This is a genomic window from Streptomyces sp. NPDC096323 (assembly GCF_040302845.1).
Lineage (GTDB): Bacteria > Actinomycetota > Actinomycetes > Streptomycetales > Streptomycetaceae > Streptomyces.
On sequence record NZ_JBEOSI010000003.1, the window covers coordinates 474,995 to 487,159 of the forward strand.

The window sequence follows — 12,165 nt, forward strand, 5'->3', positions numbered from 1 at the left end:
CGTGAGGGATTCCCCGGGCTATTCATTGATCGCCGGTGGGTTGCGGGTGCGCATCCGTGTGACCTTATCCGGCCATTGTGGGTCAGATGTTATTTTCCTGACATCACGGACTTAATGTTCTGCGCATGAACGCCTCCGACAGACCGGTGCACCGCCGCAGCACCCTGCGCGCCGGAGCCGGCGCCGCCCTCGCGGCCGCTCTCGCCGCCGGCTGCGCGGACCCGGACGCCGCCGGGGCACCGGCGAAGCCCCCCACCAGCCCGGAACCCAGGAGACGGGCCGCCACCACCGGTGCGCACGCCCCCGCGCCCGCCCCGCACCGCATCCCCGGGCAGCCCGCGCAGATCGACCACGGCCCCCGCGACCGGGCGCGCGTCGCCCTCACCTTCCACGGCCAGGGCGACCCCGCCCTCGCCCGCACCGTCCTGGGGCAGGCCGAGCGCGCAGGGGCGAGGGTCACCGTCCTCGCCGTGGGCAGCTGGCTGGACGAACACCCCGAGATGGCCCGCAGGATCCTCGACGGCGGCCACGACCTCGGCAATCACACCCAGCACCACGCGGACATCTCCTCGATGGACGAGACGCGGGCGTACGCGGAGATCACCGGCTGCGCCCAGCGGCTGCGCCGGCTCACCGGCTCCATCGGCACCTGGTTCCGGCCCTCGCGCACCCGGGACGCCACCCCGCTCGTCCAGCGGCTCGCCGCCCGGGCGGGATACCCGCACGTCCTCTCGTACGACGTGGACTCCCTCGACTTCACCTCGCCCGGCGCCGCGGCCGTCACCCGCAAGGTGGCCGGGGAGATCCGCAACGGATCCGTGGTGAGCATGCACTTCGGCTATGCGGACACCCTTGCCGCGCTGCCCCTCCTCCTCACCGAACTCGACCGTCGCCAACTGCGCGCGGTGACGACCACGGAGCTGCTGACCTGATGTCTCCCTCCACCACACGCACCGCGGCCCTCCTCGGGGGCGTCCTGCTCGCCGTACTCACCGGTTGCGGCACGCCGGCGGACAAGGGCGCGTCCGACGCCGCCACCGAGGCCGCCGCCCCTCCCGCCAGGCCCGAGCACATCACCCCGCCCGCGCCGCCGGGGCTGCCCGGAATGCCGCCGGTGCTCGACGCCAGGAACGTGTACGCGGCCGACGCCCCCGGAAAGCTGTCGCCGGTCGTCAAGGACTTCCCGTCCCGGGTGTACGTGCCCAACACCAACTCCGACACCGTGTCGGTCATCGACCCCGCCACATACAAGGTCATCGAGACGATCCCGGTCGGCCACCAGCCGCAGCACGTCGTCCCGTCCTGGGACCTGAAGACGCTCTGGGTCAACAACGACGTCGGCGACAGCCTCACCGCCATCGACCCGGCGACCGGGAAGGCGGGGAAGACGGTCGACGTCTCCGACCCGTACAACCTCTACTTCACGCCGAACGGCAAATACGCCATCGTGATGGCCTCCATGGACCGCGAACTGGTCTTCCGCGACGCCCACACCATGAAGACGGCCAGGACCGTTCCCGTGAGCTGCGCGGGCGTCAACCACGCCGACTTCTCCGCGGACGGCCGGTACTTCATCGTCTCCTGCGAGTTCTCCGGCGAACTGCTCAAGGTCGACACGGCGAAGATGAAGGTGGTCGGCCAGCAGAAACTGCCGCTCCAGGGCGCCATGCCGCAGGACGTCAAGCTGTCACCCGACGGCAGCACCTTCTACATCGCGGACATGGTGGCCAACGGCGTGTGGGTACTGGACGGGAAGAAGTTCACCACGCCCGGACTGCTGCCCACCGGCAAGGGCTGCCACGGGCTCTACGTCAGCCGCGACGCCAAGGAGATGTACATCTCCAACCGGGGTGAGGGCTCGGTCTCCGTGTTCGACTTCGCGAAGAAGAAGCTGGCGAAGAAGTGGCACCTGCCGAACGGCGGCAGCCCGGACATGGGCGGGGTCTCGGCCGACGGCAAGGTCCTGTGGCTGTCGGGGCGCTACAACGCCGAGGTCTACGCGATCGACACCGCCACCGGCAAGCAGCTGGCCCGGATCCCGGTGGGCAGCGGACCGCACGGCCTCGCCGTCTACCCGCAGCCGGGCCGCTACTCCCTCGGCCACACGGGCGTCTTCCGCTGAGCCGGTCCCAGGGGCGTGTCCGGCCGGTGACTCACCCCGCGACCAGCAGGGCCTCCGAGTCCACCGGCCGGTAATTCACCGCGCCGTGTACTCCCCGCTCGGGCGCCGGCCACCGGGCGGTGGACGGCCCCTCCATGATCGGCGACCGGCCGCCGCCGGGGCCATCCGTCGCGCCCGTTAATCTGACCTCCGTCATACAGTCATATGAAGGGGCGGAAAAATGGCGGACATCGAATCGGCGCGCAAGGCGTTCGAGCGGTTCGACCTGAACGGCGACGGGCTCATCTCGGCGGTCGAGTACAAGAGCGTCATGGCCCAGCTGGGTGACCCGTACGTCACCGAGACGGTCGCGCAGGCCGTGATCAACTCCCACGACGCGAACGGGGACGGGCTCCTCACGTTCGACGAGTTCTGGGCCGCACAGAACTGACGTCCGCAGGGTCCCCGGCCGACGGGCCGGGGGCCGCGCTCCGGCGTGCGCTCAGGAGACGACCGGGGCAACGACCTCCGGGGTGTGCTCAGGAGGCGGCGGGCGGAAGATCTCGTCCGGGGTGGCCACCGGGCCGAACAGGTCGTGCAGCCGGCCGGCCCGCAGCAGGCGCAGGGTCCGCGGGCACGCGCAGACGAGCCAGAACCGCCCTTCGCGGTCCAGCGCACGCCGGCGGGCGCGGCACAGCAGTGTGAGCCCCGAGCAGTCGAGGAAGCTCACCTCCGTCAGATCGACCACCAGCCGGGGTGAGCCGTCCGAGGTCGCGTAGTCCAGGGCCGGTGTGATCAGCGCGGCGGTCGCGATGTCGATCTCGTCGCGCAGCGCCACCACCGTGCAGCCGTCCCGGCGGTACACCCGGCCGCACGGCTCGGGCAGCAGGGCCTGCACGGGGGTTGCCGTGGGGGCCGACGTCTCGGTCATGGATGCCTCTCCGCAGCGCCGGGCCCCGAGGACGCACCCGGGGTCCGCAGGACAGTCGGTGGGGGACGGTCGGTGAGGTGACAGTCGGTGAACCTAACCCGAGGGTCCGCCACGTCGCGCCGCAGAAACGTTCGCGCTTTCTCCAATGCCCTCTTCCGGGTGAACATCCGCCATTCCCATGGACCTCAGGGAATCGGCGCCCGCCGACCGTGACCGCAGCGCGCCCGGAGGGTGGCCGGTTCGGGCGGGACGGCTTTCCGGCCGCTGCGGAGCGACCGGAAAGCCTCGTGCCGCATCGACGACAAATGGCCGGAACTCGCCATCGTGAAGGGGTGCGTCCGCCGCGTGGGTCCCTCAGGCGGCGAAGTTGCTGGACATGGACCCCACTTCGTCGATCTCCATGAGGTCGGGACGGGTGTAGCGCTCGGCGCGTGCGTGATAGTCGAAGTCGCCGCGTACGAGCCCCCGGTAATCCCTCACGCACCGTTCCAGGGCGCGTCGCGTGGTGCCCTCGATTCCCGCCGCCTCGATCTCCTCGATCAGTTCCTTCTCGGCCCGCTGGACCCGGTCGGCGATGCGGGCCAGCAGAATCCCGGCCTCGTCGACGGCCTCCTGGAGTGTGCCACCGCGGTCCCGCTGGATGAGCCGGACGGTGTTGTGCTCGTATCCGAGTACGGCCTCCTTCTCGAAGGAGCAGATGTCGTTGCAGAGCCCCGAATGGTCGGCCACCGCATTGCGCAGAGCGATATAGGCGGGAAGGCTCCGCGCGGATTCCGGCAGGTCGATTTCCGCCGTGATCTCGTGCAGATCGAGAAACGGCTGCATGGCCACCGAATCACGCCGGTGCTTCACGAAATCGGCCGTGCTCGGAACATGCCCGGCGGCCCGGTCGACCGCCTCCGCGTAGTACGTCCACAGCCAGGCCGCCGTGTCACGGCGGAACTGCCGGACCCAGTGCGCCGGCCTGCCCGTGCAGGTGCGGACCAGCAGTTCGTCCAGCGCGTGTTCCATGGGGCCGACCGGTGCCTGTGCGCCGTCGAGCACGTCCACGAGGCGGGCGATCGCGCTCTCGCACAGCTGCGGGTCACGGCCGGCCGGACCGTCGTCGAATTCGTCGTCGACGAGGAAGGCCCAGAACAGCCACTGGCAGAAGAGGTCGAGGTGTTTCTGCGACGCCTCGGGAAATATCAGGGATATCCAGAGTTCGGGGCGGGTCCGGATCATCTTCTTGCGGGCCACCGGGGACAGGACGAGATCGGCGGCGGCCGCCCATTCCCAGGCGGCTTGCTTGGTCCGTTCGACTCCCGGATTGCATCCCGCGCTCTCGAACGGCATGTGGAATTCTGGAAGCGCCAACTTGCTCATGGTGCACCTCGTCTGAACGATACGTACAGGGAAGGGGGATGCGCGGAAGGACCGCGCACGCACAGACCGGTGCGGCAGACGGTGAACGCGAGGTTGTCGATCGGCGCTTCGGCAAAGCCGCGTCATCGGGGACAGCTGTCCGCACCGGCGTCGGAAACGGCGGCGCCGGCCGTGAGCCGGCTGCGGCGATCGCCGCAGGAGCGGATCAGGACCGGCGGGGCGGACGGTCGCAGCGGGCGACCCGTGGCACTCTTCGCGCGCCATGGCCGGGCCGGACGGCCGGATCCCGCCGAGGAGACGTCACGGGAGGGGCGGCTGTCATCGCTGTCCTCTTTCCTCCGCAGAGCCGGTCCGTCGAGGCGGGACCCCGCAGGGCCCAGGGCAGCGCACCGCCTGACGTGCACGGCGATCGCGTCACCACTCGTCACGACCAGTGAACTCCCAGTATGGAGAGGAGGGAAGCTGCTCGTGACCGAAAATGTGTGTCCGTCATGAACAGCTGCTCAGTTATGAGCAGTTGGTGCACTCCTGGGTTGACCGGGGCAGGTGACCGCGGCCGCGATTCTGGCCGATTCGCCTCCGGAGGCGGGAAGGACCGGCCGGCGTGGCGCCCTCACCGGCCGGGCCGTACCGGCACGACGGACGGCCCGCGCACCCTTCGCGGGTGCGCGGGCCGTCCGTCGTGCCGGTCGTCAGTTGTAGCCGAAGCCCGCCGGGAGCGGGGACTGCCGGAACAGGCGTGCGGGGACGGCGTCGGCCAGTGCCCGGTAGCCCGCGGGGTTCAGGTGGAGGTGGTCGCCGACGTCCAGCGAGGGGCGCAGCGCCCGGGGGTTCTGCGGGTCGCGGGCGGCCCGGTCGAAGTCGATCACCTCGTCGAAGCGGCCGCTGGTACGGATCCAGGTGTTGACCGTCTGCCGGGCCCCCTCGCGATAGCCGTCCGGGTCGTCGTAGCCGGTGTTGCCGCCGAAGGGCGTCAGCGTCGCCCCGTACACCCGGATCCCCAGGGCGTGCGCCCGGGTGATGATCTGGTCGTACGCGGCGATGACGTCGTCCGCCGTCCCCTTCTGGGCGGCGAGGGTGGCGGCCGCCGTCCCGATGTCGTTGACGCCCTCGAAGACGATCAGCCGGTCGACGCCGCTCTGGGCCAGTACGTCGCGGTCCAGCCGGGCCAGTCCGTTCGGGCCCAGCCCGTCGTTGAGCAGACGGTTGCCGCCGGCCGCCTGGTTGACGACCGAGATCCGTGCCGGGCCCGCTCCGGCCGCCAGCCGCTGCTGGAGCACGTCCGGCCAGCGGTCGTTGCCGTTGGTGGTGGAACCCCGGCCGTCCGTCAGTGAGTCGCCGAGCACGGCCGTCGCCGAGGTGCTGCTCCTGGACCAGACCTCGACGCCGCTGAGGAGGTACCAGTGGTCGGTGGTGGTGGCCCCGGGGAGATCCGCGTCCTCGACGTGGTCCCCGGACCGGAGGTACGAGGTCGTACGCGAACCGGGGTGCGAGGTGAGGGCGGTGGACGCCTGTCCGGTGGCCAGGTAGACCGTCGCCGTCAGATTGGAGCCGGGTTCGACCCGGAAGTCCAGCGGATCGGAGACGGCCTGCGCGCCGGCCGGGACGGTGACCGATGCGCTGCCGCCGAAGGTCACCCGGCGCGTGGTTCCCTCACGGACGGCGCCCGTGCCGGCCCGGCCGTCCAGCGGCAGGGCCACGGACACCTTGGTCAGGGGCAGCACCGCGCCGCCGAACGCGTTGGAGAACCGCAGCCGGATGTGGTCACCGCCCGCCGAGACGTGGACGGTCTGCCGCAGCGTCGTATCCGTCAGCACGGAGTCGGCCTGGGTGAACGGCGCGGGCGGCATGTTGGACGGTTCCGTCAGCTGCGGCATCGAGGTCCACGCGGCCACCCAGTGCGCGTTCCGCTCCTTGGGCCCGGGCGCGTGGTCGGCGGCCGCCGCCGTCTCTGCGGCCCCGGCGGTCTCTCCGGCCCCGAGGGCGGGTGAGACGGCGGCGAGGGAGGCGAGGAGCGCTCCCGCGGTGATCAGGCTGATCAGTGACGATCTTCGGTTCATGGACGTGTTCCCTCTGTGCGGTGGGGAAACGGGACAAAGCGCAATGTGTCCACGTACGCGGACAATGTTCCCGTCCATGCGTCGCCGGACCACGCGGCAGGCTAGTCCGTCCGATAGTTGCGGTCAATGGTTCGAAATGTTTCGCCACCTGCTTCCGTGCGCCCGGGCCCGGGCCTGGGCCTGGGCCTGGGCCCGGGGACACGAAAGCGCCGGTCCCCGTACGGCACGGGAACCGGCGCCGACTCTGTCAGCCGTTACGGGTTGACGCAGCCGATCGAGCCGACCGGGAAGTTGTTGCCGGTCGAGGTGGCCGTGAACCCGAAGGTGACACTGCCGTTCGCTGGGATGGTCCGGTTGTAGTCGGCGTTCCTGACGGTGACCGCACCGTCGGAGCCCGTGGTCAGCACGCCGTTCCACACGCTGCTGATCTTGGCGCCCGCGCCGGGCGTCCACTTCGCGGCCCAGCCGTCACGCGCCGCCGTTCCGTGGTTCATGACCTCGACGGAACCCTGGAAGCCGCCGCCCCAGGAGTTCGTCACGCTGTAGACGGCCATGCATCCGGTGTGCGGGTCGGTCGGGTCGGTCGGGGTCGGTGTGGGGTCGGTCGGAGTGGGAGTCGGGGTCGGGTCCGGGTTCGGAGTGGTGCCCGAGCCGCGGATGCCGGTGACCTCGCCCTTGCCGCCGTCGAAGACGACGTCGGAGCAGGAGAAGAAGTTCTCCTGGCTGTCCGAGCGCACCCACTGGATGAACATCACCGCGTCACCCGAGCGGCCCGAGGGCAGGGCCAGGTTCCAGTAGTAGTGGCCGCCGTCCGTGCCCGGTGAGCCCGTCTGCGGCGGGTTGGTGACGGTCTGGATCAAGTCCAGGTCGTCCCAGCCGAGTTCGGTGCTGGGTGAGTAGCCGGGCTTCGAGAGGTAGACCCGGAAGGAGCCCGGGTGCGCCGCCCAGTTGCTGTGCTTGACCTCGATGGTGTTCCCGGATGTCAGGTGCGTCCGGGGCCAGTCGGAGCGTGCGGCGTTGTACCCGGTGAAGTTGTACGGGGACCGGTCGCCGGCGCTGCAGAGCTTTCCGTCCGGGACGTAACCCGCCCCTCTTCCGCCCGCGTTGGAGTCGAGCACGGCGAACCAGTTGTACAGCGAGGTCGCCCCGCTCTCGGCGAGCGCGGCCTTGCACGCAGGGTTGGTCGGATCCAGGGCCCCGGTGCTGGTCTTGGCGTCCAGCATGCAGAGGTACGTACGCGATCCCGGCGTCATCGTCACGCCGTGAGCCTGCGCGCTGCCCTGGCCGCCAAGTAACGTCAGGGCGATTCCGGCGAGCAGGGTCGCGAACGCCGCCAACAAGGCGGTGAGTTGCTTCTTGCGTCGAGCCATGGTCTCTCCTGTGCCTGTGTGGGGATTGCCTTCGGCGGGTTCTGGGAGCGCTCCCATGTGTGGGTTGGTAGGGACTGTAAGAGCGCGTCGTGTCCCTGACAACCCTTCGGACCGAAAGTGTCGCCAGGATTTCCGACGAGGCGATTTCCGGTAGCGAGAAGATGCGGGGGTGCGCCATCGGTGCGGACGCGGGCACCTGGGAGCGCTCCCCCGCGCTCGGCCTCTCGGGCAGACACGCGGGGGACTTGTCAGGCACACGCGCGGGTTTTCGGGATGCTTCGTCCGAAACGGTCGCACGGCCCCTCAAGCCGACTCGCGCACCACCAGTTGCGTCCGCAGGGTCACATGGCGCCAGGCCACCTCCGGCTGGTCCATCTCCTCCAGCAGCAGCCGCACCATCGTCCGGCCGATCTCCTCCATCGGCTGGCGGACGGTCGTCAGCGCCGGCTCCGTCTGCTCGGCCAGCTCGAAGTCGTCGAAGCCGACCACCGCCACGTCCTCCGGCACCCGCCGCCCCGCCGCGTGCAGCGCGGCCAGGGCCCCCGCGGCCATGCTGTCCGACGCCGCGAAGACGGCGTCCACCTCCGGGTGCTCGGCGATGAGCCCCGCCATCGCCCGCCGCCCGCTGGCCTCGGTGAAGTCTCCCTGGACGACCAGGGACGGCACCTCGTCGAGCCCCGCGTCCTCCAGCGCCTCCCGGTAGCCGCGCAGCCGGCACTGGGCGACGTACATCTCGGGCGGGCCCGTGATCGCGGCGATGGCCCGCCGCCCGCTCCTCGCCAGATGGCCGACCGCGGCCCGCGCCCCGCCGATGTTGTCCGCGTCGACATAGGTCACCCGCTCGTCGGCGGAGCGCCGGCCCAGCAGCACCGTGGGCAGCCCGGCGTCGGCGAGCATGTCCGGCAGCCGGTCGCCCGCCGGCACGGACATCAGCAGCGCCCCGTCGACCCGGCCGCCGCGCACGTACTCCACAAGACGCTGCCGGTCCTCGTCCGTCCGTACGAGCGTGAGCATCAGCTGGACGCCCGCCTCGGTCAGGGCGTCCCCGACCGCCCGCGCGACCTCCGAGAAGAACGGCTCACCGAACAGCCGCCAGTCCGTCTGGGTCATCACCAGCGCGACGGCGTCCGCGCGCCGCCCGGCCAGTGAACGCGCGGCCAGATTGGGCACGTAGTTCAGCTCGTCGATGGCGCGCTGCACGGCACGGCGTGTGGACGCCTTGACCCCCGACGCGTTGTTGATCACCCGCGAGACCGTGCCCCGCCCCACTCCGGCAAGGGCCGCCACTTCCTCCAGCGTCGGTGTGCCGGAACCCCGCTTCAGCATGTTCCCACCCCCATGAGGACCCGATCCTACGGCCCGGCGGGTGCCGGGGCCCCGGGCCGGCTCCCCGGGCGAATCCTGTCGAACGGCTTGACGGCGCGTCGCCCGACCCCCAAATTGGGAGCGCTCCCATCTCGGTGGTGCCCAATCGGCCAACCCTGACACCGGATCGCGCCGATGTCGGTCCCGCTTCACCAGGCAGGACACGGCCCCTTTCGTGCCAACGGCTTCGGGAGCGCTCCCATCGCGTATTCCCATTTTTCATCCATGGAGGAATGCTGTGAAACGCCTATTGGCTCTACTGGCGACCTGCGCGACGATCCTGGGCCTCACGGCCCTGTTCAGCCCTCCGGCGATGGCCGCCACGGGATGCAAGGTCGACTTCACGGTGACCAGCCAGTGGCAGGGCGGCTTCCAGGCCGGAGTCAAGGTCACCAATCTGGGTGACTCCGTCAACGGTTGGACGCTCAAGATCGCCCTGCCGGACGCGGGGCAGAAGCTTGTCCAGGGCTGGAACGCCACCTGGTCGCAGTCCGGTTCGACGGTCAGCGCCGTCGGCCTCGACTGGAACCGCACGCTGGCCACCGGCGCGGCGGCCGACCTGGGCATGGTCGGTTCCTTCACGGGCGCCAACCCGAAGCCCACGGCGTTCACGCTCAACGGCGTCGCCTGCACGGGCACCGTCGACGGCACCACGCCCCCCGACCCGGGCGGCGGCGGCACCACCGGCACGCCCGTGGGCGTCAACGGGCAGCTTCACGTGTGCGGGGTGAACCTGTGCAACCAGTACAACCGACCCGTACAGCTGCGCGGAATGAGCACGCACGGCATCCAGTGGTTCAGCAAGTGCTACAACGGTGCCTCCCTCGACGCGCTGGCGAACAACTGGAAGGCCGACCTGCTGCGGGTCGCCATGTACGTGCAGGAGAGCGGGTACGAGACCGACCCGGCGGGCTTCACCAGCCGTGTGAACGGCCTCGTCGACATGGCCGAGGCACGCGGCATGTACGCGATCATCGATTTCCACACCCTGACGCCGGGTGACCCGAACTTCAACCTCGACCGCGCGAAGACGTTCTTCGCGTCCGTCGCGGCCCGCAACGCCGGCAAGAAGAACGTGATCTACGAGATCGCCAACGAGCCCAACGGTGTGAGCTGGGCGGCCATCAAGAGCTACGCCGAACAGGTCATCCCGGTGATCCGCGCCAACGACCCGGACGCGGTGGTCATCGTCGGCACCCGCGGCTGGTCCTCGCTCGGGGTCTCGGACGGCTCCAGCGAGAGCGAGATCATCAACAGCCCCGTCAACGCGACCAACATCATGTACGCGTTCCACTTCTATGCCGCTAGCCACAAGGACAACTACCGCGCCGCGGTGAGCCGGGCGGCCTCCCGGCTGCCGCTGTTCGTGACGGAGTTCGGCACGGTGAGCGCCACCGGTGGCGGATCGATGGACCGGGCGAGCACCACGGCCTGGCTGGACCTGCTGGACCAGCTGAAGATCGGCTACGCGAACTGGACCTACTCCGACGCCAACGAAAGCAGCGCCGCGTTCCGGCCCGGTACCTGTGACGGCAGCGACTACAGCAGCAGTGGTGTGCTGACCGAGTCGGGGACGCTGATCAAGAGCCGCATCAGCACCTCGGACAACTTCCCCACCAGCTGACCCGAGCGCGGGGCTCCGGCTACACCGGAGCCCCGCCAACGGGGGTCAGCGCTCAATGGAGTTGGTTCCGATGCAGTCTTGCCGGCCGGACCGCGCCACCGGGCGGTGCGGCCGGCACGGTCGTGATGCTCTCGTCGTCAGTCGCCGAGCAGCCCGTTCAGAGAGGGGCCTGTTCGCCGGACGCATCGCCCTGCCGCGCTACCCGCGTCCCAGGCCTTGGGCAGCACCAGCACGCCCGCCGCAATCAGTTTCCGCAGTCGCAGCGCCTGTTCCTTCGCGTGCATGGGACTGCCCCGGAGATCCGCTGCTCATCCTTGATGGGTGATCACCACATACAGATATTCATCGAGGACCTTGGCCAGCGGAACCTCGGGCCTTCCCAGCTCCGCCACCACCCCTTCCTCGTCCAGCCCGCTCTCCGCCAGCGTTGACCGTGCCCATGCCCGGCCCATGCGCAGATGCCGGGCGAACGCGGTGGCGTCCCGGGTGCCGTACAACTCGGTGGCAATCGCCGCGTCCCAGGGCATTGCCGTCTGGGGGCGCAGGGCGAAAAGCGCCTTGGCGGCCGCGGTCGGACCCAGAGTGCGGCCGCCGATCCGAAGTGCGGCCAGCTCCTCGTACGCCGCCACCATCTTTCCGATCGCCGGGTCCTTCAACTCGGCCAGCGCGGCATCAGGCAGGGGGGCATGCCTGACCCACCAGGCCGCGAGGCCTTCGCCGAGCAGATCGGTCTCGCCGTCCCTCGCATAACGGATCCGGCAACCCCAGGAATTGAGCCAGCGATGCATCGCCGTGCGATGAGCAGGATCGGCCAGGTCGAGCCCGGGTGTTGTCTCCGACCGCAGCTTCAGCCAACTGCGGTCGACCCCGGGGAAGCTGTTGAACACCTCGGCCGCGGCCCGCAGTTGGGCAAGCCCTGGGGCCGGCGGCAGCGGCTCGTCAGGTGTGCCCAGCTGCTCGCGGGCGAGACGTTTCGGCACGCACATCCGCCAGGCCTCGTTGACCAGTTCGGACAGCTCGACTTCGTCGAGGGCGGCCATCCGTGCATGCACCCAGTGGTAGCGCATGTCCGACGTGCCGGGGAGGGAGAACTTCTCCGGCTCGGCTTTCACCAGCGCGGCCCGCTCTTCCTTGGGGAAGGCGAAGCCGAGCACGCTCTCGTCGGGTGACAGCGCAAGATAGACGATGCTGCCGATACGGAACTTCACGTGGTCCCGGATCAGATGCTCGCTCGTACGGGGCAGGGCCCGCGCGAGTCTTCGTACGTCCTCCGCTGTCACCATGGCGCAACCGTAACCGGAACGCCGGCCATCCCGCAGGCGCTCCACCTGCGGTTCGCACCCCGTTTC

General features: G+C 70.0%; 10 protein-coding genes. 4 read left to right on the plus strand and 6 right to left on the minus strand.

All coding sequences use genetic code 11. The features are described 5' to 3' along the window. The first annotated feature begins 125 nt into the window (after window positions 1-125). The 3 genes from ABTX18_RS09960 to ABTX18_RS09970 all read left to right on the plus strand — a co-directional run bounded on the left by ABTX18_RS09960 (window position 126) and on the right by ABTX18_RS09970 (window position 2,552). Window positions 126-932 carry a polysaccharide deacetylase family protein gene (locus tag ABTX18_RS09960; protein ID WP_352122235.1) on the plus strand — a complete coding sequence of 269 codons (807 nt, stop codon included), beginning with the start codon at window positions 126-128 and terminating at the stop codon, window positions 930-932. Further along, window positions 932-2,122, plus strand: a complete 1,191-nt coding sequence (locus tag ABTX18_RS09965) for a YncE family protein (RefSeq protein WP_352122236.1) — start codon at window positions 932-934, stop codon at window positions 2,120-2,122. The genes ABTX18_RS09960 and ABTX18_RS09965 overlap by 1 nt, the downstream gene beginning before the upstream one ends. 220 nt (window positions 2,123-2,342) lie before the next feature. Beyond that, window positions 2,343-2,552, plus strand: coding sequence for an EF-hand domain-containing protein (locus ABTX18_RS09970; protein WP_124716283.1), 210 nt, complete (start codon window positions 2,343-2,345; stop codon window positions 2,550-2,552). 51 nt (window positions 2,553-2,603) lie between these two features. On the opposite strand, the gene ABTX18_RS09975 is transcribed toward ABTX18_RS09970, so the two are convergent. From ABTX18_RS09975 to ABTX18_RS09995, 5 genes are all read right to left on the minus strand, one after another. Continuing rightward, a complete protein-coding gene (locus ABTX18_RS09975) occupies window positions 2,604-3,032 on the minus strand; it encodes an STAS domain-containing protein (RefSeq protein WP_352122237.1) in 429 nt (142 codons plus the stop codon). 354 nt (window positions 3,033-3,386) lie between these two features. After that, on the minus strand, window positions 3,387-4,397 hold the full coding sequence (locus ABTX18_RS09980) for a terpene synthase family protein (RefSeq protein WP_503061117.1): 1,011 nt from the start codon (window positions 4,395-4,397) through the stop codon (window positions 3,387-3,389). Between the two features lie 692 nt (window positions 4,398-5,089). After that, a complete protein-coding gene (locus ABTX18_RS09985) occupies window positions 5,090-6,457 on the minus strand; it encodes an SGNH/GDSL hydrolase family protein (RefSeq protein WP_352122238.1) in 1,368 nt (455 codons plus the stop codon). Between the two features lie 254 nt (window positions 6,458-6,711). Next, window positions 6,712-7,827 (minus strand): lytic polysaccharide monooxygenase, encoded by a 1,116-nt coding sequence (locus ABTX18_RS09990; protein WP_352122239.1) that lies wholly within the window; start codon window positions 7,825-7,827, stop codon window positions 6,712-6,714. A gap of 303 nt (window positions 7,828-8,130) precedes the next feature. Continuing rightward, window positions 8,131-9,153 carry a LacI family DNA-binding transcriptional regulator gene (locus ABTX18_RS09995; RefSeq protein ID WP_352122240.1) on the minus strand — a complete coding sequence of 341 codons (1,023 nt, stop codon included), beginning with the start codon at window positions 9,151-9,153 and terminating at the stop codon, window positions 8,131-8,133. 277 nt (window positions 9,154-9,430) lie between these two features. Between ABTX18_RS09995 and ABTX18_RS10000 the strand changes: the two genes are divergently transcribed. After that, the gene (locus ABTX18_RS10000) at window positions 9,431-10,816 is read left to right on the plus strand and encodes a cellulase family glycosylhydrolase (RefSeq protein ID WP_352122241.1); all 1,386 of its coding nucleotides are present in this window, start codon (window positions 9,431-9,433) and stop codon (window positions 10,814-10,816) included. Window positions 10,817-11,124: 308 nt separating this feature from the next. On the opposite strand, the gene ABTX18_RS10005 is transcribed toward ABTX18_RS10000, so the two are convergent. Further along, window positions 11,125-12,099, minus strand: a complete 975-nt coding sequence (locus ABTX18_RS10005) for an MmcQ/YjbR family DNA-binding protein (protein WP_352122242.1) — start codon at window positions 12,097-12,099, stop codon at window positions 11,125-11,127. Between the last annotated feature and the right edge of the window lie 66 nt (window positions 12,100-12,165).

Bases quoted from the DNA above. Each gene is read 5' to 3' on its own strand.
- ABTX18_RS09995 (WP_352122240.1), bottom strand. From the start codon at position 9,153: ATGCTGAAGCGGGGTTCCGGCACACCGACGCTGGAGGAAGTGGCGGCC.
- ABTX18_RS09980 (WP_503061117.1), bottom strand. From the start codon at position 4,397: ATGAGCAAGTTGGCGCTTCCAGAATTCCACATGCCGTTCGAGAGCGCG.
- ABTX18_RS09970 (WP_124716283.1), top strand. From the start codon at position 2,343: ATGGCGGACATCGAATCGGCGCGCAAGGCGTTCGAGCGGTTCGACCTG.
- ABTX18_RS09960 (WP_352122235.1), top strand. From the start codon at position 126: ATGAACGCCTCCGACAGACCGGTGCACCGCCGCAGCACCCTGCGCGCC.
- ABTX18_RS09990 (WP_352122239.1), bottom strand. From the start codon at position 7,827: ATGGCTCGACGCAAGAAGCAACTCACCGCCTTGTTGGCGGCGTTCGCG.
- ABTX18_RS09985 (WP_352122238.1), bottom strand. From the start codon at position 6,457: ATGAACCGAAGATCGTCACTGATCAGCCTGATCACCGCGGGAGCGCTC.
- ABTX18_RS09975 (WP_352122237.1), bottom strand. From the start codon at position 3,032: ATGACCGAGACGTCGGCCCCCACGGCAACCCCCGTGCAGGCCCTGCTG.
- ABTX18_RS10005 (WP_352122242.1), bottom strand. From the start codon at position 12,099: ATGGTGACAGCGGAGGACGTACGAAGACTCGCGCGGGCCCTGCCCCGT.
- ABTX18_RS09965 (WP_352122236.1), top strand. From the start codon at position 932: ATGTCTCCCTCCACCACACGCACCGCGGCCCTCCTCGGGGGCGTCCTG.